This is a genomic window from Collinsella sp. SGI.184 (assembly GCF_050313415.1).
Taxonomy (GTDB): domain Bacteria; phylum Actinomycetota; class Coriobacteriia; order Coriobacteriales; family Coriobacteriaceae; genus Collinsella.
Map to the genome: position 1 here is coordinate 1 of NZ_JBNPLJ010000006.1, position 23,883 is coordinate 23,883.

Here is a 23,883-nt window from a genome sequence, read left to right on the forward strand (position 1 = left end):
CCTTATCCACCTCGCGCCGTCGGCGGTCACCACCTCTATGGCGCGCCTCTGCTCGCGCGTGAGCTCGTCGAGGAACAGGTTGAGCACGTCCTTGCCGGTGCCCTCGTGCGCCCAGATGAGGCAGCCGCGGTCGTGGTCGACGACCACCGTGACGTACTTGTGGCCCTTCTTGTACGACGTCTCGTCGATGCCGATGCGGCGCACGCCGTCGAACCTCGAGGCGCCGCGCGCGGCCTCCAGCTCGGCGTAGACGCGCCTGCACACGCCGCCCACGCTGTGCCACTCGACGCGGGCGAGCTCGGAGACCGCCGAGGCGGTGCAGCGGACCGCCAGCCACGCCACCCAGTCCTCGAAGTCGCGCGTGAAGCGCGCCCCGTGCCGCGCCCAGGGGACGGCCTCGGTGCGCACGCCGTGCTCCGGGCAGCGCACCCTGCAGGGCGCGTACTCCAGGTAGCAGGCCGAGCGCGCCAGGTCCATCGCCCTCCACAGCCTGGGGGCCCCGCGGTTCGCCATGTCGTAGAAGTCGCAGGCCCTGCCGCATACGGGGCAGCGGCGCTGCTCGCGCTTGTAGGGCCGGACGCTCACGACGATGCGCTCGGCCTCGATGCGCGCGCCCAGGACGACCGTGCGGGCCAGACCGAGGGCGAGAAGTAGTAGACTCTTCATGCGTCACACCTCTTCGGTTGTCTGAATTTGGCTTAGCAATCATAGGCGGATGACGCGGAAACGGCCCCTCCCGGGGCCGTTTCAGTTCCAGATCGTTGTTTTCGCCCGCTGAGCTGGGCCTATGCCGGAATCTCTCCCACAGAAACCACCGAAGAGCCAGATTTCTTCTGGGGCGGTTGACAAGGGCTGTCCTTCAGCCCTGCAATTAAGAGGATGATGAGCTGGCTGAGCTCATGAAGGGCCTTGGGAGCGAGGGGTGCCCACCAGCAATTCAGCCTCGATGGTGATGCTTTTCACACGCGATAGATTTAGGGACTCCGCGTCGATGCCGAACAGCAGCGGCGTCATCTCGGCGAACACGCGGACGTCCCTTTCGGACATCTCGAAGGTGCGCGTCACCTTGATGCGGTCGGTCATCTTGAAGTGCTTCTCAAAGCAATCGGTCACCAGCTGGTTTGAGTATTCCTTGCTGCGCAAAGATCCTTCAGCAAGGTGGCGCAGCTCCGTAAGATGATTGCTGCCTGGAACCACTTTGACCAGCACTCCTGGCGCGGAGGCGTTTCTGGTTGGGGTGAGAACGCGCTTGAATTCGTCGTAGTTCGAGGGAGCGAATACGTCCACCACGCAGTTGATGGAGCCTTTCAGCACGGGGATGTTCGTCAGGTCGCCAACCAGCCATTTGACCGCCTTTCTGGAATCGTGGCGGGCCGCCATCAGCATGGCGTCTTTTGAGAGGTCAAACGCCACCACGTCGACACAGAGGTTTTCTCGGATTGCACGTGCATAGAAGCCTTCTCCGCATCCCGCGTCGAGCACGCGGAATGGCGTCGCGTTCACAGCTGCAGGACCCTCGCTTGGGGAAAGGGCCCTTCCTACCGCGGTGAGGACGGCTTCTTTCACGTGGTCGTAATACCCTGCCTCCAGGATTGCCATGCGGCTCTCAAAGGATTCTTTGCTGTAGTGGGCTGACTGCCTGGAGGGCCCTAGAAGGTTTACGTACCCCTGCTTTGCGATATCGAAGCAGTGCCTCTTCGGACATACGAGGCTCCCTTCCTGCAGCTTCAGGGCGCTGTGGCAAAGGGGGCAAGAGAGCACGTCGGCGCTGTCAGCAAATCGCGCGTATCTGTCGAGTACCATTGCGTCTCCTTTCGTCCAAGCAATTCTAGCATTCGATGCAGCCCTTTCTGCTGGCATAAAAAGCGTGGCCGAGGGCGGTGATACCCTGGCCACGCTCGTGTTCTATAACGGTGCGCGTCCTAACGGTCGGCGAGTGGCTTGTACTCCAGTGGCTCGATTACCGGACGGTATGCCGGGCGAATAATACGGTGTGCGCAGAAGAGCTCTTCCATGCGGTGTGCCGACCAGCCTGCCATGCGGGCCACGGCGAACATCGGCGTAAAGAGCGTCTCGGGTACGCCGAGCATCTTGTAGATAAAGCCCGTGTACAGGTCAATATTGGCGCAGATAGGCTTGGTCATGCCGTGGTCGCGCATGACCTGGGGCGCCAGGCGCTCGATGCGCTCGATCAGCGCGAATTCCTCGCCCAGATCTTTCTTGGCGGCGAGCGAACGTGCGTAGTGGCGGCAGACCTCGGCGCGCGGGTCGCTGAGCGTGTAGACGGCGTGTCCCATGCCGTAGATGAGCCCCGTGCCGTCAAAGGCCTGCTTGTCGAGAATCTTGCTCAGATATGCAGCGACCTCGTCATCGTCTTCCCAGTTGGAAACATGCGCGCGAATGTCCTCGTGCATGGATACGACCTTGGCGTTGGCACCGCCGTGACGCGGGCCCTTGAGCGAGCCGATAGCCGCGGCGTAGGCGGAATACGGGTCGGTGGCCGAAGACGACAGCACGCGGCAGGCGAAGGTGGAGTTGTTGCCGCCGCCGTGCTCGGCGTGGAGCATGAGCATCACGTCGAGCAGCATGGCCTCGTCGCGGGTGAACGCCATGCCGCCGCGCAGGACCTGCAGAATGGTCTCGGCGGTGGAGAGACCGGGCGTGGGGTGCGGCACGTGCATCTCCGAACCGTGGCACTTTGCGATCGATGCCATGTGCGCAAAGGCGGCGATGCGGGGCAGACGTGCCAGCATGGAAATGGCAACGTCGATCTCGTGCTCGGGTGTGATTACATCGGGCTCGGCATCGAAGGCATAGAGCAGCAACACGGCGCGCTGAAGCACGTTCATGATGCTCGAGGATACCGTGGTCATGGGGAACACGCGGACGTATTCGTCGCTCAGGTGCCTAAAAGCACCCAGGCGTTCGCAAAAACCGTCAAGCTCTTCCTTGGTGGGCAGAGAGCCCGTGATGAGCAGGTAGGCGACTTCTTCGTAGCCGTAGCGGTTCTCGGCCTGGGCATTGTTGACCAGATCTTCGATGCTGTAGCCACGAAGCGTGAGCTTACCCTGATCGGGCACAGCCTTTCCGTCGACCTTGTTGTAACCATGCACATCCGAGATGCGAGTGAGGCCTGCAACCACACCCGAGCCATCTGCATTGCGCAGGCCGCGCTTGACATCGTGCTCGACAAACAGCTCCTCGTCATAAGGGTCGGTCGGCAGGCCGTAGTATAAATTTTCGCTTTCGGGCGAAATCTGGCGGCTTGCTTCGTAGTCCAAGACCAGGCGGCTCAGGTGGTCGTCGAAGCGGTAATAGATTTTCTTGGCGTCGTAGGCCATGCGCGCTCCTCTCCGGGCTATGTGGCGACGTTGCGCCTGGGCGCACGTTGGGCCGTCGTCACGCAGCCTGTTCGCTACAGGCGGTACATAAAGTTAAAGACGTCCTCGCGCTGGATGGACACGTTGACGCCCGAAAGCTCGCCGGCCTCGGCCAGGGCCTTCTGCAGCTCGGCGAAGTCGAGCTTGGACTCGGCGGTGTCGGCCAGCATGGTCATGGTGAAGATGTCCTCGATAATGGACTGCGTAATGTCGCGGATGTCGACATTGGCTTCGCCCAGGACGCGGGTGACGCCGGCGACAATGCCGGGGCGGTTCTTGCCAAGGACGGTGATGACGATACGGGAGGACGAGATCTCGGCCATGGGAAACCCTTTCGCGTGTTAGCGGCGCGCGGCGGCGCTCCGCTACGGTACAGTGTTCATCATTGTACCTGTCCCGTGCAAAAAGGGGCACCTTTGCTGCGGCGTTACACGTCTGCAACATGGAGCGCTTGTCTCGTAGGGTGTATTTTTGGCACCCTGGACAGCTCGGGCGGCTCTGTTGGCGCCGCGATCGGGCAGATTCGCCTGTGCACTCCGGCGTAAAGACCGTGAACCTTTTGTGGGACGCTCGACGCCGTGGTAACATAGCCGAGTTTGTTGTCTTGGTCGGAAACCAAGACGCCTTATGCGCTGATCGGTAACCAGCGCCTGACCAATAAGGAGTCCTACCATGAAGCAGGGTATCCATCCCCAGTATGTCGAGTGCACGGTGACGTGCTCCTGCGGCAACACCTTCAAGACGCACGCTACCGTGTCCGAGATGAGGGTCGAGCTTTGCAACGAGTGCCACCCGTTCTACACCGGCCAGCAGAAGTTCGTCGACACCGGTGGACGCGTCCAGCGCTTCGCCGACAAGTTTGGTGGCGCCGCTGCCGCCCAGCTCAAGAAGGCCGAGGAGGCCAAGGCCGCCAAGGCCGCCAAGGCTGCTGAGGCCGAGGCCGCTCGCAAGGCCGCCGCTGAGGCTAAGGCTGCCGAGAAGGCCAAGCGTGCCGCTAAGTTTGCTGAGGAGGCTGCCAAGCAGGCCGCCGAGGCTCCCGCAGAGGCTCCCGTCGAGGAGGCCGCTGTCGAGACCGAGACCACCGAGGCTGCTGAGTAAATAGCTCGCCGAGGAATCGCTCGCATTCATGGCAAAAGGGCCGTGCATCCAATTGGGTGCACGGCCCTTTTCTTATCGACGCAAAGTAGCACGTCCTCTTTGCACCGAACGGTGGGGATTTTTCGTTTGCCCAGATAAAACCTGCCAAAATAAACCTGTCCCTTTTTGGCAGGTAACCGATAGGAGGCTACGTGGACACATCGACGTCCTTGGGCAATCGCGAGCTCGCGGTGGCAAAGAAGCGTGCGCTCGATGCTGCCTATTTTAGGAAGGGTATCGCTGTCGCGGCGCTTTCGAGCTGTATGTATGCGCTGTACACGGCCTTTGTTACCGCCGGTCAGCTCTTTGGCGTTTGGGCCGGTTGGTTCGATGCATTTGCTCCCTCCGGCCTTTTGGCGGTATTCATCTTGCCCACAATCGCCTCGGGCGTCAATGACGTGCTGAGTGCCGTCTGGGCCACGTTTTTCACTGCCGGTCAGGGCAAACTCGCCGACCTAGGCCGCTGTATCGCCTCAAAGCCCGGCGTCATCGTTATCGCCGCCGCCTTCATTGGCGGGCCCATCGCTTCTGCCGCCTACGTTATCGCGCTTTCGCAGGCAGGCACGCTTGCCGTGCCCATCGCCGCGCTCAACCCCGCGATCGGTGCGGTGCTCGCCCGCGTGCTCTACCGACAGCCGCTTAGCCCCCGTGTCGTCACCGGCATCGTTGTCTGCGTGGTCGCCGGCGCCATGATCGGTAGCGCCGGCCTGAGCGGGCAGGCATCTTCTGGCATGGCGCTTGGCTTGGGCCTGGCGCTGTTAGCCGCCCTGTGCTGGGGCGTCGAGGGATGCGTGGGCGGCCGCGCCACCTGCATAATCGATCCTCAGATCGCCATCAACATCCGTCAGCTTGTCTCGGGCGTCGGCAACCTGTGCTTGGTACTGCCGGTCCTAACCTTGGCATGCGGAGAGCCCCTTGGTCAGAGTTACGTCCTTGTCGCCCAAGCGCTCACCGACAAATCCTCCGTCGTGTTTTTCGCCTGCTCCGGTTTTGCCGCCTACTTTTCGTTTATGAGCTGGTATCGCGCCAACTCCATGTGCGGCACGGCGCTGGGCATGGCCATCAACGGCACCTATACCTTTACAGCGCCGCTGTTTACGTGGATTATCGTCGGCCTGGTCTTGGGCTTTGACGGCTACGCGCTTCCGTCCGTCGCATGGGTGGCGGCCGTCGTCAACCTCGTCGGCATTTGCCTGATCGCCGTGAATCCCCTCGACATGGTTAAAAAGGACGGTGATCGGGATGCTTCCGCTTAACTATGCCATGCTCGATTATTTTGTTTGCCATGACGAGGCTTGCGTCGACGATGTGATGGCCGATCTCGCGGCCGAGTACGCATCGTTTGCCGCCTTTGCAAGGCCGCGCATGCAGGAGGCGCTCATGACCGCGCACAAGAATGGCCTGATTGACGAGGCGCGCTTTGATTTGAATGCCGAAGGCGAGCTTCGCGTCTACTATCGGGCGAGCGTCGAGCAGCGCAAAGTTATCGGCGCCTATCTGGGCCGTAGCCACTAAAAATAAAACGTCCCTTTTTGGCAGGTCGGTCGTAGTTATTACGTGGGGGATGAGGTCGAGCGTATAGCGTGCGTCCCGTTTGGCTAAAGTACAACTATCTGTGTTTAACTCGCCCAGTGCAGTGGCTACGGGCGATGGCCAAAAAAGGAAAACCACATGGGATTCATGTCAAAGCTGCTGTCCTTTGGATCCGATAAGGACCTTAAGCGCTACTACAAGATCGTTGACCAGATCAACGGGCTTGAGCCTCAGTTTGAGAAGATGACCGAGGAGGAGCTTCGCGGCCAGACCGATAAGTTCCGCGAGCGTTACGCTAACGGCGAGTCGCTTGACGACATGCTCCCCGAGGCCTTTGCCACCGTGCGCGAGGCTTCAAAGCGCATCACGGGCATGCGTCACTTTGACGTACAGCTCATCGGCGCCATGGCGCTGCACGAAGGTCATATCGCCGAGATGAAGACCGGCGAAGGCAAGACGCTCGTCTCCACCCTGGCCGGCTATCTTAACGCCATCGCCGGCAAGGGCGTGCATGTCGTTACCGTCAACGACTACCTGGCAAAGCGCGACTCCGAGTGGATGGGCCGCATCTACAAGTATTTGGGCATGACCGTCGGCCTGCTGCAGAACAACATGCCGCTCGAGCTTAAGCGCCCGGCCTACCAGGCCGATGTCACCTACGGCACCAACTCCGAGTTTGGCTTTGACTACCTGCGCGACAACATGGTCACCCGCCCCGAGCAGCGCGTCCAGCGCGGCCACAGCTACGCCATCGTCGACGAGGTCGACTCCATCCTGATCGACGAGGCCAGGACCCCGCTGATCATCTCGGGCGCCGGCACCAAGTCGGCCAGCACCTACAAGGACTTCGCGCGCGCCGTGCGCGGGCTGGAGCGCGGCGAGGACGTGTCGCACGATATGCTCACCGCCACCGAGGACGTGGAGCCCACGGGCGACTACGTCATGGACGAGGCCAAGCACACCATTGCCGCCACCGAGCGCGGCCTCAAGAAGATCGAGCGCCGCCTGGGTATCGAGGACATCTACGCCGACCTTTCGGGCCAGCTGGTCAACCACCTGCAGCAGGCGTTGAAGGCCCAATACATGTTCCACCGCGACAAGCAGTACGTCGTTACCAACGGCGAGGTCAAGATTGTCGATGAGTTCACCGGCCGCATCATGGAGGGCCGTCGCTACTCCGAGGGCTTGCACCAGGCTATCGAGGCCAAAGAGGGCGTGCTCGTGCGCGAGGAAAACCAGACGCTGGCTACCATCACCCTGCAGAACTACTTCCGTCTGTATGACAAGCTTTCCGGCATGACCGGTACGGCGCTTACCGAGGACGCCGAGTTCCGCGAGATCTACAAGCTGCCCGTCGAGGTCATCCCCTCCAACAAGCCCGTGCAGCGTGTCGATCATGAGGACCTGGTGTACCGCACCATCCAGGCCAAGTACAACGCCGTTGCCGACGACGTCGAGCGACGTCACGCCAAGGGCCAGCCGGTCCTGGTGGGCACCGTCTCCATCGAAAGCTCCGAGAAGCTGTCGGCCGCCCTTACCAAGCGCGGCATCGCGCACGAGGTCCTCAACGCTAAGCACCACGAGCGCGAGGCTCATATCGTTGCCCAGGCCGGACGCTACGGCGCCGTGACCATCGCTACTAACATGGCCGGTCGTGGTACGGACATCTTGCTGGGCGGCAACCCCGACGAGCTGGTGCGCGAGCGCCTTGAGTACGAGGGCCTGACCATGGAGGACGTGACGCCCGAGCAGCTCGAGCAGTTTAACGCCGAGGCCAAGGAGACCTGCAAGGCCGAGCGCGAGCGCGTGCTTGCCGCCGGCGGCCTGACCGTCATCGGTACCGAGCGCCATGAGTCCCGTCGTATCGACAACCAGCTGCGCGGCCGCTCCGGTCGTCAGGGCGATCCGGGCGAGACCCAGTTCTACCTGTCGCTCGAGGACGATCTGATGCGCCTGTTCGGTGGCGACAAGATGGACCGCGTCTCCAAGATGATGGTCACGGCAGAAATGGGCGACGACATGCCCATCCAGCACAAGATCATCTCCAAGGCCGTCGAGAGCGCTCAGCACAAGGTCGAGAGCATCAACTTCTCCATGCGCAAGAGCGTTCTTGAGTACGACGACGTGATGAACAAGCAGCGCCAGGTTATCTACGCCGAGCGCAACAAGATTCTGGACGGTAAGGACCTGACCGACCACATCACCGAGGTCATGCACGACACCGTGTACCGCTGCGTGCAGGAGTTTTGCACTAAGGACAGCCACGACGGCGAGCGCGACCTCGATGGCCTGCGCAAGTGGGTCGTGGAACTGACCGGTCATATCGATACGCCCAAGTTCCCCGACGAGGATTACGAGGCCCTTGCTGCCGATGTCCTGGCCTACGTCGAGAAGTGCTACAACATGAAGGCCGAGCGCTTGGGCGAGGACCTCATGCGCGAGCTCAATACTCAGGTTATGTTGCGCGTTATCGATACCCGCTGGATGAACTACCTGCAGGAGATGGACTATCTCAAGACCGGTATCGGACTGCGCGGCTTTGGTCAGCGCGACCCGCTGGTCGAGTACAAGACTGAGGCCTATGGTGCCTTCCAGATGCTCGTTGACACCATGTACGAGGATTACCTGCGCACCGTCCTGCGCATCGAGATCAAGGCCGCCCCGCAGGCTGTGGAGCGCAAGGAGGACCCCGCGCTCGAGGGTGCGCGCTTCTCCGGCCCCGCCGACGTCGATGGCGACAACGGCAACTCGGTCCTGCGCAAGGAGGCACGGGCACAGGCTCGCACGGCCGTCCAGGGCGGACCGGCAGCCGTCAACAACGGCGCTAAGGTGACCACCTACCGCAAGTCCGAGAGCGACGACCCGTATGTCAACGTGGGCCGCAACGAACCGTGCCCTTGCGGCAGCGGTAAGAAGTTCAAGTACTGCCACGGCAGGAATCGTTAATGGCGGATGCTTTAGAGGTAACGCCCGCCGAGTTGGACGCGTTTGCGGACCGGCTCGGCGAGGTTGAGTCGTATCTTCATTTGGACGAGAAGCGCACCCACGTGACCGAGCTTGAGGCCAAGAGCGTCGCTCCCGGCTTTTGGGACGACGCCGATGCCGCTCGCGCCACGATGGAAGAGATTGCGCGCGCCAAGGAGGATATCGCCGCCGTGGATACCGCGCGCGGCGAGCTCTCCGATGCCCGCGCGGCGCTGGAACTTGCCGAGGAAATGGGCGATGACCCCGATGCCGCTGCACTGCGTGAGGAGGCTGCCGCCACGGCTGATCGTCTGGCACGCGCCATCGATGAGCTCGAACTTTCGAGCTGGTTTACCGGCGAGTTCGATCACGGTGACGCGATTGTGACCATCAAGCCCGGACAGGGCGGCTTGGAGGCGCAGGACTGGACCTTCATGCTCTTTAAGATGTACATGAAGTACTGCCAGCGCCGCGGCTGGAAGGTCACCATCAACGATTGCCCCGCTGCCGAGGTCATTGGCATTGATCGCGCGACCTTTACCGTTGAGGGCAAGGATGCCTTCGGTATGCTTCGTGCCGAGGCCGGCGTTCACCGTTTGGTGCGCATTAGCCCCACCGATGACAAGAAGCGTCGACAGACTACGTTTGCCGGCGTCGAGGTCATTCCGGTGCTGCCCGACGATATCGATATCGAGATCAACCCCGACGATATCCGCGTCGACGTGTACCACGCAAGCGGCCCGGGCGGCCAGGGCGTCAACACCACCGACTCCGCCGTGCGCGTGACGCATTTTCCCAGCGGCATTGTAGTGACCTGCCAAAATGAGCGCAGCCAGATTCAGAACAAGGCCGCGTGTATGCAGATTCTCAAGGCCCGCCTGTACGAGATTGAGCTCGAGAAGCGCGCCGAGGCGCTCGACGAGATCCGCGGTCCCAAGACCACGATTGGCTTTGGCAACCAGATCCGCAGCTACGTGCTCTATCCGTATCAGATGGTCAAGGACCTGCGCTCGGGCGTGGAGACCAGCAACGTCGACGCCGTTCTCGACGATGGCGACTTGGATCCGTTTGTGATCGGCTACCATCGCTGGGCTACCGGCAATGCTGATGCGGAGTCTCCGTCCGCTTAAGCCCCGGGTGAGTCACGGACCGACACTAAACTCTGGACAGGCGGTTTTATATCCAGAGCAAACCCGCCGCGGGGTGGTTTTTCCTCGGCGAATCGGTAGAATCGAATACGGTAAGAAGTTCAAAGCGCACCCAAGGGGGTGCGCTTTTTTGAGGGAGGTAGCATGGCATATCGTCTGGATATCAAGCGCATTCTTTCAATGAACTTCTTCCGCGATCTACCCCAGATCATGCTTGGGTGCGCTTTGGCGGCCATCGCGACCGACCTGTTTTTGATTCCCAACGGTCTTGCCGCCGGTGGCGTTACGGGCCTTGCGACTATTATCCAGGCGGTCGGTGCCGCGCGGGGCGTGTCGCTGCCCGTCGGTATCCAAACCATCGTGATGAATGCCTTGCTGTTGCTGGTCGTCATGCGCGAGGGCGGCATGTTCTATGTGGTACAGACGGCGACAGGCTTTGTGCTACTGGGCTTCTTTACCGACCTGTTTGCCCCGTTTGTAGCGCCTCTGGCAGATTCAGACCTGATGCTTCCCGCTATGTGGGGCGGCATTATCACGGGCATTGGTTACGGCATGGTGTTACGCGCCGGCGCCAACACCGGCGGCTCCGACACCATCGGCCAGATTATCTCGCGTAATACCTCGCTGCCGGTGGGTTCGACCGTCATGGCGATCGATGTCGCCGTATGCGCGGCATCGGCCCCCGTTTTCTCTCTAGAGAACGCGCTGTATGCAGGGCTTTCGATGGTAATTAGCGGCTATGTGATCGACGCTGTGGTCGATGGCGGCAACAAGCGCCGTATGGTGCTCATCATCTCGGAGAATTTCCCCGATATCGCGGCCGATATCATGTATGGCCTGGGTCGCGGCTGCACTAAATTTAAGGCGACCGGCATGTATTCGGGCGCTGAGAAGCCGGTGATTATGGTGATCGTTAGCCGCCGCGAGCTCAATACACTCAAGACCATCGTGCGCGAGCGCGATCCTCAAGCTATCGTGACGGTCGCCGACGTTACGGAAGCCTTCGGTGAGGGGTTCAAGGACATTAACGCGTAGGGTAGACTGCGCTCCATCCAAAAGACGTTCACATTGATAAACCGATTCATCAGCGGGTCTGCCAGCTAAATTATTCAAATAATGATAAAAACTCTGGTAAAGCCTTCAGTTTCCAGCATAATGAATGGCGCACGTGCATTGCGGCTGGGTTGGGATTACCTTCTGCGCCGTGCGCATCTTGTCTAAAGAGGATGAAAGGAAGGCACAATGAGCGACGAAGAGCTCAAAAAGGTTGCCAACGAGGTAAGGAAGGGCATCGTCACCGGCGTGCACGCTGCCAAGTCCGGCCATCCGGGCGGTTCGCTCGGCTCTGCCGACATCATGACTTATCTGTACTTTGAGGAAATGAATATCGACCCGGCCTATCCTCGCAAGGCCGACCGCGACCGCTTTGTGCTCTCCAAGGGCCATTGCGCTCCGGGTCTGTACGCCGTGCTCGCCGAGCGCGGATTCTTCCCCAAGGAGGACCTCGAGACGCTGCGCCATATCGGCAGCCACCTGCAGGGCCACCCCAACATGAACGACACCCCGGGCGTCGACATGTCCACCGGCTCGCTGGGCCAGGGCATCTCCGCCGCCGTGGGCATGGCCGTCGCCGCCAAGCACTGGGGCGATACTTACCGCACGTACGCCCTGCTGGGCGACGGCGAGAGCGAGGAGGGCCAGGTCTGGGAGGCCGCCATGTTTGCCGGCAATCAGCAGCTCGACAACCTCTGCGTGATCGTTGACCACAACGGTCTGCAGATTGACGGTCCCGTCGAGGAGGTCAACGATCCCATGCCGCTCGCCGACAAGTTCCGCGCCTTTAAGTTCCACGTGGTGGAGCTCGCCGACGGCAACGACTTCGGTCAGATTCGCGCCGCCTTTGCCGAGGCTCGCGCCACCAAGGGTCAGCCTACCGCCATTATCGCCGAGACCATGAAGGGCAAGGGCGTTTCCTTTATGGAGAACCAGGTTGGTTGGCACGGCAAGGCCCCCAACGATGAACAGTTTGAGCAGGCCATGGCAGAGCTCACGGCCGCCGGAGAGGAGCTCTAGGATGGCAGACGTCAAGAAAATCGCCACGCGTGTAAGCTACGGCGAGGCCCTCGTTGAGCTCGCTGCCGAGCACGACGACTTTGTGGTCCTCGACGCCGACCTGGCTGCCGCCACGCAGACCGGTAAGTTTAAGGCCGCCTGCCCCGACCGCTTCTTTGACGTGGGCATTGCCGAGAGCAACCTGATGGGTGTCGCCGCCGGTATCGCGACCACCGGTCGTACTGCCTTTGCGAGCACCTTTGCCATGTTTGCCGCCGGCCGCGCTTTTGAGCAGGTCCGTAACTCCATCGGCTATCCGCACCTCAACGTCAAGATCGGCGCCACGCACGCCGGTATTTCGGTGGGCGAGGACGGTGCCACGCACCAGTGCTGCGAGGATATCGCCCTTATGCGTGTTATCCCTGGCATGACCGTGATTGTCCCGGCCGACGACGTGGAGGCCCGCGCCGTGGTCCGCGCCGCCTACGAGTGCGACGGCCCCGTGTACATGCGCTTTGCCCGTTTGGCCTCGCCGGTCATCAACGACCCCGAGACCTACAAGTTCGAGCCGGGCCGCGGCATCGTCATGCGTGAGGGCGCCGATGTGACCATCATCGCCTGCGGCCTGATGGTTGGCGAGGCTCTCGAGGCTGCCGAGCAGCTCGCTGCCGAGGGCATCGACGCCGAGGTCATCAACATGCACACCATTAAGCCCATCGACGCCGATCTGATCGTCAAGAGCGCCGCCAAGACCGGCCACGTCGTGACCGTCGAGGAGCACTCCGTGATCGGTGGCCTGGGCAGCGCCGTTGCCGACGTGCTCTGCGCTCAGTGCCCGACGCCGCTCAAGAAGATTGGCGTCAACGATACCTTTGGCGAGTCCGGCCCGGGCGCCGAGCTCCTGCACAAGTACGGCCTGGATGCCGCCAACATCGTGGCAACCACCAAGGAGTTCTTGGCCTAGGGCAAGACGAGGCAAAGTATCGCTTTAGCAACCGTATGCAAGCCAGAACAGGGGCGCCCCCAAAGAGGGCGCCCCTGTTTTTTCGGCAACAAACAAATCGGGCCCGCACCAAGCAAGGGCTACCTCCGGGAAGCGGGCCCATATCAGCAAAGTGCAACTCAGCCCTTCCAACTTTGTATATGCAGCACCCCAAGAAAAACGCGGCGACTCCTTAGTAGCCGCAGGCCGCGCACAGGGCTACCTCCCAAATCATTCCGCAGGACGGAGGAGTCCCCGCAGCGCGAAGCGCGTAGCGGGGACTCCGACATGTCCGAGGACGATTTGGGAGGTAGCCCTGTGCGCGGCCGGTGAGACCAAAACCCTGCCATGCTTCTTATGTGCAGTGAAGCTAATGCTGCTAAAATACAAAGCGCTCATGTAGTTTAAACGCACGATGATAAGGAGCACCAGTGGGTAACCACTTCCGTACCTCCGGTGCGGGCGATGAGGCCCCCAAGACACGGCAAGGTGTCCCGGGCACACGTTTCGCCACTCCGGATTCAGAGGGCCAGCATAATGCCCAGGCCCCCGCACAGCCGGCAGATCAGGCACGGCCGGCATCCGATCCCTTTGCCTACAATCCCACCAGCGATGTCGAGCTTTCTGCCGCTGCGGGCTTTGAGCCCGTCCAAAAGGTGACTGCTCGCGTGAACCAGCCTCAGACGTCAGCCGAGCCTCAGCCGACCATGGCGGGCATTCCCGATCCCATGGTTCCTGCTACGCCCGCGCCGCAACCGGCGCAGTCCGGCCTCTTTGCCGGCATTCCCGATCCTACGCAGCCCGCTGCGCCCATGGTCGAGAATGATCAGGCTGCCGAGGTCGCAAGTCTTGACAATGCGCTCAACAACCCCGATTTTACGTCGGTGTTCGCGCCTATCGATCCGCAGGCAAGTCGCAAGAAGATGGCCAAGCAGGCCGGTGTCGAGCCCGTCATTCTGATGGAGCATGTCACCAAGATCTACCCGGCACAGCCCAACAAGCCCGCACTCGACGACATCAACATCGAGATCTATCCGGGTGAGTTCGTCTTCTTGGTCGGTCATTCCGGATCGGGTAAGACCACGCTGCTTTCCACGCTCAACCGTGATGTCAGGCCTACGAGCGGTCGCATTTTGGTCGCCGGTCAGGATCTCATGAAAATCAAGAATCGCAAGGTTCCCTTCTTGCGCCGCCAGATTGGCGCCGTGTTCCAGGACTTTAAGCTTTTGCCGCAAAAGACCGCCTATGAAAACGTGGCGTTTGCCCTGCAGTGCATAGGCAAGCCCAAGGGCGTCATTCGCAGCCAGGTGCCCGAGGTACTGCGTCTGGTCGGTTTGGCCGATCAGATGGACTCGCTGCCCGATCAGCTTTCCGGCGGCGAGCAACAGCGCGTGGCCGTCGCCCGCGCCATGGTCAACCGTCCGCCGCTGCTGATTTGCGACGAGCCAACGGGCAACCTCGACCCGGCAATTTCGCTCGGCATCATGAAGCTGCTCGAGCGCATTAACCGCACCGGCACGACCGTGATCGTGGCTACCCACGATCGCGAGATGGTCGATAGTATGCATCGTCGCGTGATCGCCCTCGAGGGCGGCCACGTAATCCGCGACCAGGAGAGGGGAGGTTACGGCAACTATGGCACCAACTAACGTGGGCTATTCGCTCAAAGAGGCAATGAGCCACTTCTTCCGTAACTGGACCACCTCGCTCGGCGCCGTCATCACGATTTTCCTATCGCTGTTTATCATCGGCCTGTTCATCATGGGTTCCGCGATGCTGAACTCCGTGATCGGCACCGTTGAGGATCAGGTTGTTATCAACGCGTTTATTAGCGATGACGCCGACCAGGCCGACGTCCAGGCTTTCGAGAGTGAGCTCAAGACGTGGAACAACGTTAAGTCCGTGACCTATAAGGACAAGGACGACGCGCTGGCCGAGTACACGAGCAAGATGTCGGGTAACGCCGACGCCACTCTGAGCGCACTTGATGGCCAGAATCCGCTGCCTGCTTCGTTCGCGATCGAGATGGACGATCCGTCCCAGGTCGAGAGCACGGCCAAGAAGCTCAAGAAGAACTCCGATTTCCAGAAGATCGCGGATGACGGTGACGTCGATGCGAGCGTTCTGTACGGTCAGGAGGAAGTGAGCCGCCTGTTCCAGGTGACGAACTACATCCGCATCGCTGCCGTTGTGCTTGTTGGTTTGCTGACGTTTATCGCGTTCATCTTTATCAACAACACGATTCGCCTGTCGATTACGGCTCGCCGCCGCGAGATTGCTATCATGCGCTTGGTGGGCGCCAGCAATGGCTTTATTCGCGGTCCGTTTATCACCGAGGGCGTGCTGCAGGCCGTTTTGGGCTCGCTGCTTTCCATCGGTGTTTTGGAGCTGCTTCGCAACCTGTTGGTTCCGCGTCTTCAGGAGAGCATTGGCTGGATGTCGTTTGCGCTGCCGATGCAATACTACCTGGTGACGTATGCCGCACTGATTCTGGTCGGCGTGATCATCGGTCTCTTTGGTTCCGCCATTGCCATGCGTCGCTACCTGCGCGTGTAGACACAGCTGGAATTAGTTTTGCTAACGGGCCGTCCCGCTCTGGGGCGGCCCGTTTTTTGATTCCCGTGCGACGGAGGAAAAGGGCTCACCGGCAGTTCGGCTTGTCTCGATAATTCGATTTTCTCCGTCACATAGGGATCATGACGCGAGGTGCGTGCCCCGTTGTTGATTGGGTAGACTCTTTGATGCGTGCGGTTTAGGCCTGCACGGTGTTTTGACATGATGCGGTTGCGCCTGCGGGCCCCGCAACAGATAGTAAGGAGGCGCCATGGGGCGCAATAACAAACATAAGCGTAGCGCTCGCAACAAGCGCGCGCCGGTGCGTAGCGAGCGGCGTCCCAGCCTGACGGGCCGTGTGCAGCTCCATGAGCACAGCGCCTATGTTGTCACCGATAATGGCGACTATAAGGTTATGGGTCGCGGCAAGCGCGAGATTATGGACGGCGACATCGTGGCCGTGAGCATTAAGACCGGACCGCGCGGCGATCGCCGTGCCGTGATCGAGGGCGTTGTCGAGCGCGCGGCCATAAGCGTGGTGGGCACGTATCAGACGGCAGGCCCCCTCGGTGTGATCGAGCCGCTTGATTCGCGTCTCAAGGCCGATTTCTTTATTTTGCCCGAGGATACTTCGGCGGAGCGTTTGGGCGTGCATCCGGGCGATGCAGTCGTCGCACGCATTTTGACCTATCCGACACGCCTGGAATCGGGCACCGTGACTCTTGAGCGCCGCATTGGCGGCGACGATGCGCCCGACTTGGGCGTTCAATATGTCATGGCTCGTTACGGCTATACCGATAGTTATCCCGAGACCGCCCTTGCCGAGGCCGAGGAGCTATCGCTCGACGTGGCGACAGCTCTTAAGGACCCACTTCGCCGTGATCTGCGCGACCGTTTTATCATCACGATCGATCCGGTCGACGCGCGCGACTTTGACGACGCCATCTCTTTGGAGCGCACGACGCAGGGCGGCTACAAGCTGGGTGTCCATATCGCCGATGTATCGCATTATGTGGCCTGGGACGGACACATCGACCTAGAGGCTCGCCATCGCACGACGTCGGTGTACCTTGCCGATCGCGTGCTTCCCATGTTGCCCGAGCGCCTGTCGAATGACCTGTGTTCCTTGCGCCCCGACGAGGATCGCCTGGCGTTTACCGTCGACATCGAGCTCGATGCGCAGGGGCACGTCCGCCACTACGATCCGTATCCTAGCGTGATTCGCTCGCGCGTGCGCATGGACTATGACGGTGCCGAGGCACTGCTGGTGCGTGCCGGTGCGGTGGAGTACTCCGTGTTGGAAGGTGCCGCCGAGGATGTTGCTGCAGCCGAGGCGTCGCGCGAGGAGGCGCTTGAGCGCGGTTTGACTTGCGAAGAGACTGCCCGCGACTACGACGTGGATCTGAGCGATTTCCTAGTTGCTGCCAACGAGCTTGCCGAGCGACGCCGTCGCATTCGCCGTGCGCGCGGCTCGGTCGACTTTGACACGGCGGAGATTCGCGCTTTGCTGGACGAGGACGGCATTCCCGTGCAGATCGTGGCCCGCGAGCGCTCGTGTGCCACGTCGCTCATCGAGGAAGCTATGCTGCTTGCCAACGAGTGCGTTGCCGAGTGGCTGGCAGACCGCGATATTGAGGCATGCTATCGCGTGCATGAGGATCCCAGCCCCGACAGCTTGCACGGGGCCGCTGTGGCGCTGGCGCAGCTGGGTATCATCGACGATCGCCGCGCGGCCGGCATTGCCCTGGGAAGTCCCGATGAGCTGCAGGCGGCGGTTGACGCTGCCGCTGGCACGGCAAATGCCCCGCTTGTCAACACGTTGCTATTGCGCAGTATGCAGCGCGCGCTGTACAAGCCGCGCAACGAGGGCCACTTTGCGCTCGCCGCGCCGTGCTACTGCCACTTTACGAGCCCTATCCGACGCTATCCGGACCTTGTTGTCCATCGCGTGCTCAAATTGCAGCTGGCGTATGAGCAGCTGGGCGGCAAGGATGCCTTGGTGCGCACGCCGCGGCTGATCGGCAGGGGTCGCGAGTCGCTGCCGCGCATCTTGCCGCAGATTTGCCGTGCATGCAGCGATGCCGAGCGTGCGGCCGACGCCGCCAGCCATGCGACGCAAAAGATTAAGATTGCCCAGTATTACGAGGATCGTCTGGGCGAGCGCTATGCCGGAACCATTTCGTGGGTCAGCAGCATGGGCCTCTTTGTGCGCCTCGACCTGACACAGGTCGAGGGCTTGGTCTCGATTAAGAGCTTGGGAAGCGAGTGGTTCGAGTTTGACGAGGACGCGCTCACGCTCACGGGTGCCGACACGGGGACTCGCTATGAGCTGGGGCAGCGCGTGATCATCGAGGTCTCGCGCGTCAACACGACCCGCGGGCACTTGGACTTTAAGCTCATCCATTAGTTTGGCCAGAAAAAACTTGGTTGGCGACCGGGTGCATAAGATTTTTGTTCCCGGCAGGCACTTCGACATTATTGACCTGGGTTTCGATGCTGCGGGCGATGTCACCGCTATCGTGCTGGTGCTGCTGGTGGCCGCGTTGGCGCGTTATGCCACTCGTCCCATCGGCGCCCATGCAAGACGTGTCTGGATACCCAAGATACTACCGGCATCGTTGGATACTCTTTATGGCAACCGGTTACAATGTCAACTGTCGATACGCGCCATCGACGCTTCGGCGCTTACCCAGACATGCGTCTTTACGAAGAGGAGATTCCTGTGGCAGTGCTATTTGTTGAGTATCCCAAGTGCTCTACCTGTAAAAAGGCTAAGGCATGGCTGGATGAGCACGGGGTTGAGTATATCGATCGCGATATCGTAGCGGATAACCCAACAGCCGAGGAGCTTTCCGCGTGGGTTGCGCGGTCGGGATTGCCGGTGCGACGCTTCTTTAACTCGTCGGGCATGAAATATCGAGAGCTTGGTCTGAAAGCGCGCCTGGATGCGGGTATGACGGACCAGGAATGCTGCGAGCTGCTGGCGACTGACGGCATGCTGGTTAAGCGCCCGCTGCTGGTGGGCGACGACTTTGCGATCCCCGGCTTTAGGGAAGCGGCTTGGACCGAGGCGTTGCTGTAGCGACTGCGGGGAAGCTGTATCCCGTTTTGGATGCCGATTTTGGGATACAGTTTTCGCTGACAGGCTTGCTCCGGTCAGTTTTTGAACCGCGGCCACCCGTGCGGGCCGAAGAGCTATGCGTGCTTGTCGAAGTATCGCTTCGCCATCCTTTGTCCATAAGGGGCAGATGTGTCGCTTCACAGGTCCTTCACGGGTTGGCTAAAATCAGGCCAATTTTAAAAAAGTTAAAATAAAGACTTGCGTCATCGCGATGCTTCCCGTATATTTCTTTCTTGCGCAAAGGCACAGCCGAGCGCAGCGATGCAGTCATTGGGATGTCGTCTAATGGCAGGACAGCGGATTCTGGTTCCGTCAATGGGGGTTCGACTCCCTCCATCCCAGCCATTGCATTTGCTACATATGGCCCGTTCGTCTAGCGGTTTAGGACGCCGCCCTCTCAAGGCGGAGATCACCAGTTCGAATCTGGTACGGGCTACCACAAATTGAATGCCCGGGCCTCGCAAGAGACCCGGGTTTTGTGTATACACCGCATGTGTGGAATGAGCCGCGTTTCACCTGGACCGAGGAGTTGCCATGGACCTGCCCATCAGCCTACAAGACATTACGTATGCCGAGAATTACCTGGCGCAGGGAGACCTGGCCACGGCGACGCCGCTGCTGGAGCGTTTGGTGGAGCTCGCCGAGGAGTATATCGATGCCGAGTGCAAAACGGAGGAGAACCGCCAGTACTTTAGCTTCGATAGCAAGTTTGAGCGCCTGGCCTACCGCCGCGTGGAAAAGGATCCACGCGAGCTGGTGCAGGTCGAGGTGCCGTTTGACCGCCTGTACTCCGACATGGCGTTTGCCTACATCCGTCAGCAGGATTATGTGAGCGCTCGCAATGCCTTGATGCAGGCCGTGCGCTGGGACCCCATGAACTGCAACTACCGACTGGATCTGGCCGAGCTGTTCCGTGCGCTCGAGGACAAGCAGGAGTGGGCTTCGCTTTCGTTTTCGGTGCTGGAGCGTGCGAGTGACGGCAGGTGCGCCGCCCGCGCCTACGCCAACTTGGGCCAGTACTTTTTGGAGCCCGAGACCGAGAACGTCTCGGCGGCCGTGGGTTGCGCACGTCTGGCGCTGCGCTTGGCCCCTGGCGATTCACATACGACGCGCTTGCTCAGCAAGATCCATGCCACCTATCCGGATGCCGCCGACGAGAGTGATGAGCATGTGATGGGCGAGCTGGCGTTGCAGGGCGTACCGACCTCGCCTTCGGCCGAGATTGCCATTTGTCTGATTATGTGTGCGACCGACGCTGCGGGCGACGGTGACAAGCAGGAGGCTACACGCCTGACGGTCCGTGCCCGCGACCTGGTGGGCGAGGAGGCATGCGCGGCGATCATTAAGCTGGTGCGCGAAAGCGATGCCGAGCTCAACGCCGAGCGCAAGGCCAAACGCGAGGCCGCGAGCGGGAAAGCCGATGACGCCGAGGAGGCCGGCGATGCCCAGTAAGCGCGAGCGCAAGCTCATCTCCAAGAATCGTTCGGCGCATCACGAATACTTTATCGACGAGACCTTTGAGTGCGGCATTGAGTTGAGCGGTACCGAGGTCAAGTCGATTCGCGAGCGCGCCTGTCAGATTACCGATACTTTTGCGCTGATTCGCGGCGGCGAGTGCTGGCTGGTGGGTTTGCACATCCATCCCTATAGTCACGGTGGCGTGTGGAACCGTGATCCCGATCGCCGGCGCCGTCTGCTGCTGCATCGCAAGGAGATTGATTTTCTTGACGGCAAACTGCGCAACCGCGGCTATGCACTGGTGCCGCTCGAGCTCTACTTTAATACCGATGGTCGCGTTAAGCTGCTGTTGGGCCTGGGCCGTGGCAAAAAGCTCTACGACAAACGCGAGGACATGGCCAAACGTGACGTTCAGCGCGAAATCGATCGCGCGCTTAAGGAGCGTAATCGCTAAGGGTTGATATCCGGGCGGGCGGGGATGTTCATCCATCACTGTTGTCGTACTCCCGGTCTGCTCCTCGCAAGTTGCGGTGGAATAGTTCCTGTTTGTTGGGTATCCAGGCTTAAACAGGGACTTTTTCACCGCAACTGCGTGTGGCTCATTTTTCTTACCGTTCTGACACATATGTCTCATTGTGGGTATATACGTCTGCAAGGCTCAATTCCGAGTTAGGGGAGTGATCGTTTTGGATAAAGCTGCGTTCTTTACGATGCCGTGCGGGCTGTATGTGGTGAGTGCCGCGGCAGATGGATCGCGCGCCGGCTGTATTATCAACACCGCAGTGCAGGTGACGTCCACGCCGCCGCGCATTTCGGTTGCCGTGAACAAGGAAAATGTCACGTCTGGCGTTATCTCGTCTGCCAAGGCCTTTGCGCTGACCGTGATCGATCAGACGGCCGATATGCCCTACATTGGTAACTTTGGATTCCGTACCAGCAGCAACTATGACAAATTTGCCAAGTACGAGACGCGCGAGACCGCACTGGGCATGCCCTATGTTCCCGAGCATGCGGCAGCCTTGTTTAGCTGCCGTTTGATCGACACAGTGGATGTGGGCACGCATCTACTGTTTATCGGCGAGGTCGAGGATGCCGAGCGCCTGAGCGACGAGACGCCGCTCACCTACGATTACTACCATAAGGTCCTGAAGGGCAAGACGCCGCCCAAGGCGTCTTCGTACCAAGGGTAGAAATGCGGTAAAACCGCTTGCATTATATTATTAAGAATATATACTAATTAAGCAAAGTACACCAGCAGCCACGTTCGAGAGGAGAACATCATGGCCGAGGAAAAGAAGACGTACAAGTTCGTGTGCACCGTTTGCGGTTACGAGGTAGAGGTCGACACGCCCGAACTGCCCGAGGATTACGTGTGCCCGGTGTGTGGCGTCGGTCCCGATCAGTTTGAGCTCGTCGAGGAGTAGTTCGTAGAAACACGACTTGCAGCAACATGTAGCTCTGTCCAAGGGCCCCGGTCGGATATCCCGGCCGGGGCCCTTTTCCTCCGTCCCCAAGGGATCACGGCTGCTATTAGCCGATCCTGTCTGTTGTGAGTCCGGCCGACCTTTTGTTTTAACCTGCAACATCTAACGGCTCAAAACGGGTCTTCCTGTTACAGAACGAGACAAACCAAAACCATCATTCTCAAAATCTCAATCTATAACATTTAGGCACGTAAAACCCCTCTACTTGTTACAGATCGAGACAAAAGGTTGGGGCTGAAGAAATATCTCGATCTGTAACATCTGGGCGCGGAAATTGGGTCCACTTGTTACAGATCGAGACAAACTGAAACTATCTCTCAGAAAATCTCAATCTGTAACATCTAGGGGCTCAAAGCGGCCTCATGTGTTACAGATTGAGACGTTATATCTGGACAGTCACGCCATCCCATTACATCCCCGTTAGCAGCACGATGTCGAGAATCGTCACGATGACACCGATCCCTACGAGCAACGCGTTGAGCGGGCGCGAGTTGGCGTATTTGCCCATGACGCGGGGCGAGCTGGTGAGTCGTATGAGCACAAAGACCGTAATCGGCAGCTGAAGCGACAACAGTGCCTGACTCCAAATGAGACCCTCAAAAGGATTCGGGACGATCAGGCACGCCGCCACTGCGCCGACGAAACAGGCCGCCACTCCGATCGAGGAATGTCGGTCGTGGATGTCGTATTCCTCGTCGAATATGCCCGCGGTGATGGTGCCCGCCGCCATGCCCGCCGTCACGCTACTCGATATGCCCGCAAACAGCAGTGCCACCGCAAAGATGGTCGAGCTTGCCGGGCCCAGAATGGGGGAGAGCGTGGCCGCTGCGACGGCGAGGTCGTCTACGACAATGCCGTGCGCAAAGAAGGTCGTTGCGGCCAGGATGACCATGGCCGAGTTGATTGCCCAGCCCACACCCATCGAAAAGAGCGTGTCGAAGAGCTCGTAGTGCAGGCGTTCTTCGATAACCTGCTCGCCTTGGCCTTCGAAGTGCATGGATTGGATGACCTCGGAGTGCAGGAAGAGGTTGTGGGGCATAACGACCGCGCCTAGGACACTTACGATAATCGCGACTGAGCCGGTGGGCATACTGGGTGTAATCCAGCTTGTGGCGGCTTGCGGCCAGTCGACCTTGACCAGCAGAAGCTCGGCTAAAAACGAAAGTCCCACCACGCCCACGAAGGCGATGATCCAGCGTTCGGCGCGTTTGTAGGAGCTTGTCATGAGCATGACAATCGATGCCGCCGCCACGATGATGCAGCCGGCACGTACGGGCAGGCCAAAGAGCATTTGAAGTGCGATCGCACCGCCCAGGACTTCGGCCATGGCGGTGGCGACCGTGGCTAGATACGCGCTGCCGAGTATCGCACGCCCGACGAGGCGGGGCAGGTGGCGCGTCGTGGCCTCGGCAAGACACATGCCCGTGGCGATGCCCAAGTGAGCCGCGTTGTGTTGCAGCACGATGAGCATGATCGTGGACAGCGTGACGATCCACAGCAGCGCGTAGCCAAACTGCGAGCCGGCGGCCATATTGGAGGCCCAATTGCCCGGGTCGATAAAGCCGACGGTCACGAGCAGCCCGGGGCCGATATGCCGTGCGATGTCGAGTCCGCCGTGGCCGCCGGTGCGCGGGGAGCCAAAGTGATGTTTGAGATGGTCGATCATGGTGCACTCCTGCGTGCCGTTTGTTTGACGCCGCAAAGGATACCCGTTTTAGGCTCAAAATTTGACCATGACTAACAAAATTGTTGTATTTGAATAGGGTGGTAAAAGGGGGTTGCCGAAATGTCTTGATCTGTAACAACTAGGGATGGAAATTGGGCCTAGGTGTTACAGATCGAGACAGGAAGAAATGGTCCTATGGAAAATCTCGATCCGTAACAGCTGGCCGCCAAAACCGGCCCCTCGTGTTACAGATTGAGACATTCGTAACCGTCTCTCGAGAACATCTCAATCTGTAACAGTTGGTCGTCGAAATTGGGTCTTCCTGTTACAGATTGAGATGTTTGAAGCGGTGAGCTTACAGGCCGAACCTGGGGCCCTTGTTGTTGCCCTTGAGGTCGGCGGTGT

General features: G+C 60.1%; 21 protein-coding genes, 2 tRNA genes and 1 pseudogene. 18 read left to right on the forward strand and 6 right to left on the reverse strand.

The features are described from left to right. The 5 genes and pseudogenes from ACQRAJ_RS03170 to ACQRAJ_RS03190 all read right to left on the reverse strand — a co-directional run. A partial coding sequence (locus tag ACQRAJ_RS03170) for a helix-turn-helix domain-containing protein (RefSeq protein ID WP_427747704.1) occupies positions 1 to 666 on the reverse strand: 666 nt, incomplete at its 3' end. A gap of 231 nt (positions 667 to 897) precedes the next feature. Beyond that, positions 898 to 1,599, reverse strand: a complete 702-nt coding sequence (locus tag ACQRAJ_RS03175) for a methyltransferase domain-containing protein (RefSeq protein ID WP_052241580.1) — start codon at positions 1,597 to 1,599, stop codon at positions 898 to 900. A 63-nt stretch (positions 1,600 to 1,662) separates the two neighbouring features. After that, positions 1,663 to 1,860, reverse strand: a pseudogene (locus ACQRAJ_RS03180) (putative RNA methyltransferase); the annotation flags it as partial. 62 nt (positions 1,861 to 1,922) lie between these two features. Further along, the gene (locus tag ACQRAJ_RS03185; RefSeq protein ID WP_427727403.1) at positions 1,923 to 3,341 is read right to left on the reverse strand and encodes a citrate synthase; all 1,419 of its coding nucleotides are present in this window, start codon (positions 3,339 to 3,341) and stop codon (positions 1,923 to 1,925) included. A 74-nt stretch (positions 3,342 to 3,415) separates the two neighbouring features. Beyond that, entirely contained in the window at positions 3,416 to 3,703 is a 288-nt protein-coding gene (locus ACQRAJ_RS03190; protein WP_006235289.1) for an ACT domain-containing protein, read from the reverse strand. A 349-nt stretch (positions 3,704 to 4,052) separates the two neighbouring features. Between ACQRAJ_RS03190 and rpmE the strand changes: the two genes are divergently transcribed. From rpmE to ACQRAJ_RS03280, 18 genes are all read left to right on the forward strand, one after another. After that, positions 4,053 to 4,478, forward strand: a complete 426-nt coding sequence (gene rpmE / locus ACQRAJ_RS03195) for a 50S ribosomal protein L31 (protein WP_427727405.1) — start codon at positions 4,053 to 4,055, stop codon at positions 4,476 to 4,478. Between the two features lie 191 nt (positions 4,479 to 4,669). Next, entirely contained in the window at positions 4,670 to 5,773 is a 1,104-nt protein-coding gene (locus ACQRAJ_RS03200; RefSeq protein ID WP_427727407.1) for a hypothetical protein, read from the forward strand. Then, the gene (locus ACQRAJ_RS03205) at positions 5,760 to 6,032 is read left to right on the forward strand and encodes a hypothetical protein (RefSeq protein WP_427727409.1); all 273 of its coding nucleotides are present in this window, start codon (positions 5,760 to 5,762) and stop codon (positions 6,030 to 6,032) included. The genes ACQRAJ_RS03200 and ACQRAJ_RS03205 overlap by 14 nt, the downstream gene beginning before the upstream one ends. A 156-nt stretch (positions 6,033 to 6,188) precedes the next feature. Beyond that, positions 6,189 to 8,996 carry a preprotein translocase subunit SecA gene (gene secA / locus ACQRAJ_RS03210; protein WP_427747705.1) on the forward strand — a complete coding sequence of 936 codons (2,808 nt, stop codon included), beginning with the start codon at positions 6,189 to 6,191 and terminating at the stop codon, positions 8,994 to 8,996. Then, a complete protein-coding gene (prfB, locus tag ACQRAJ_RS03215) occupies positions 8,996 to 10,144 on the forward strand; it encodes a peptide chain release factor 2 (protein ID WP_427717736.1) in 1,149 nt (382 codons plus the stop codon). The genes secA and prfB overlap by 1 nt, the downstream gene beginning before the upstream one ends. 162 nt (positions 10,145 to 10,306) lie before the next feature. After that, positions 10,307 to 11,197 carry a YitT family protein gene (locus ACQRAJ_RS03220; RefSeq protein ID WP_427747706.1) on the forward strand — a complete coding sequence of 297 codons (891 nt, stop codon included), beginning with the start codon at positions 10,307 to 10,309 and terminating at the stop codon, positions 11,195 to 11,197. Between the two features lie 207 nt (positions 11,198 to 11,404). Further along, positions 11,405 to 12,235, forward strand: coding sequence for a transketolase (locus ACQRAJ_RS03225; RefSeq protein WP_427747707.1), 831 nt, complete (start codon positions 11,405 to 11,407; stop codon positions 12,233 to 12,235). Position 12,236: 1 nt separating this feature from the next. Next, positions 12,237 to 13,178: a transketolase family protein gene (locus ACQRAJ_RS03230; protein WP_427747708.1), complete on the forward strand. Its 942-nt coding sequence runs from the start codon at positions 12,237 to 12,239 to the stop codon at positions 13,176 to 13,178. 449 nt (positions 13,179 to 13,627) lie between these two features. Next, positions 13,628 to 14,845: a cell division ATP-binding protein FtsE gene (gene ftsE, locus ACQRAJ_RS03235; RefSeq protein WP_427747709.1), complete on the forward strand. Its 1,218-nt coding sequence runs from the start codon at positions 13,628 to 13,630 to the stop codon at positions 14,843 to 14,845. After that, positions 14,832 to 15,752, forward strand: a complete 921-nt coding sequence (ftsX, locus tag ACQRAJ_RS03240; RefSeq protein ID WP_154515997.1) for a permease-like cell division protein FtsX — start codon at positions 14,832 to 14,834, stop codon at positions 15,750 to 15,752. Before ftsE ends, ftsX begins: the two co-directional genes overlap by 14 nt. Positions 15,753 to 16,020: 268 nt before the next feature. Further along, positions 16,021 to 18,156, forward strand: coding sequence for a ribonuclease R family protein (locus ACQRAJ_RS03245; protein WP_427747710.1), 2,136 nt, complete (start codon positions 16,021 to 16,023; stop codon positions 18,154 to 18,156). Positions 18,157 to 18,471: 315 nt separating this feature from the next. Continuing rightward, on the forward strand, positions 18,472 to 18,831 hold the full coding sequence (locus ACQRAJ_RS03250; RefSeq protein ID WP_427727422.1) for an arsenate reductase family protein: 360 nt from the start codon (positions 18,472 to 18,474) through the stop codon (positions 18,829 to 18,831). Positions 18,832 to 19,141: 310 nt separating this feature from the next. Next, positions 19,142 to 19,215: transfer RNA gene (locus tag ACQRAJ_RS03255), tRNA-Gln, on the forward strand. A gap of 17 nt (positions 19,216 to 19,232) precedes the next feature. Continuing rightward, positions 19,233 to 19,309, forward strand: a tRNA-Glu gene (locus tag ACQRAJ_RS03260). Positions 19,310 to 19,404: 95 nt separating this feature from the next. Continuing rightward, entirely contained in the window at positions 19,405 to 20,322 is a 918-nt protein-coding gene (locus ACQRAJ_RS03265) for a hypothetical protein (RefSeq protein WP_427727424.1), read from the forward strand. Then, the gene (gene smpB, locus ACQRAJ_RS03270; RefSeq protein WP_006235325.1) at positions 20,312 to 20,782 is read left to right on the forward strand and encodes an SsrA-binding protein SmpB; all 471 of its coding nucleotides are present in this window, start codon (positions 20,312 to 20,314) and stop codon (positions 20,780 to 20,782) included. Before ACQRAJ_RS03265 ends, smpB begins: the two co-directional genes overlap by 11 nt. Positions 20,783 to 21,014: 232 nt before the next feature. Next, the gene (locus ACQRAJ_RS03275) at positions 21,015 to 21,518 is read left to right on the forward strand and encodes a flavin reductase family protein (RefSeq protein ID WP_427747711.1); all 504 of its coding nucleotides are present in this window, start codon (positions 21,015 to 21,017) and stop codon (positions 21,516 to 21,518) included. A 90-nt stretch (positions 21,519 to 21,608) separates the two neighbouring features. Then, a complete protein-coding gene (locus tag ACQRAJ_RS03280) occupies positions 21,609 to 21,752 on the forward strand; it encodes a rubredoxin-like domain-containing protein (RefSeq protein WP_035137395.1) in 144 nt (47 codons plus the stop codon). 469 nt (positions 21,753 to 22,221) lie between these two features. Here ACQRAJ_RS03280 and ACQRAJ_RS03285 read toward each other — a convergent pair whose 3' ends face one another. Continuing rightward, positions 22,222 to 23,478, reverse strand: a complete 1,257-nt coding sequence (locus ACQRAJ_RS03285) for an Nramp family divalent metal transporter (RefSeq protein WP_427717762.1) — start codon at positions 23,476 to 23,478, stop codon at positions 22,222 to 22,224. Between the last annotated feature and the right edge of the window lie 405 nt (positions 23,479 to 23,883).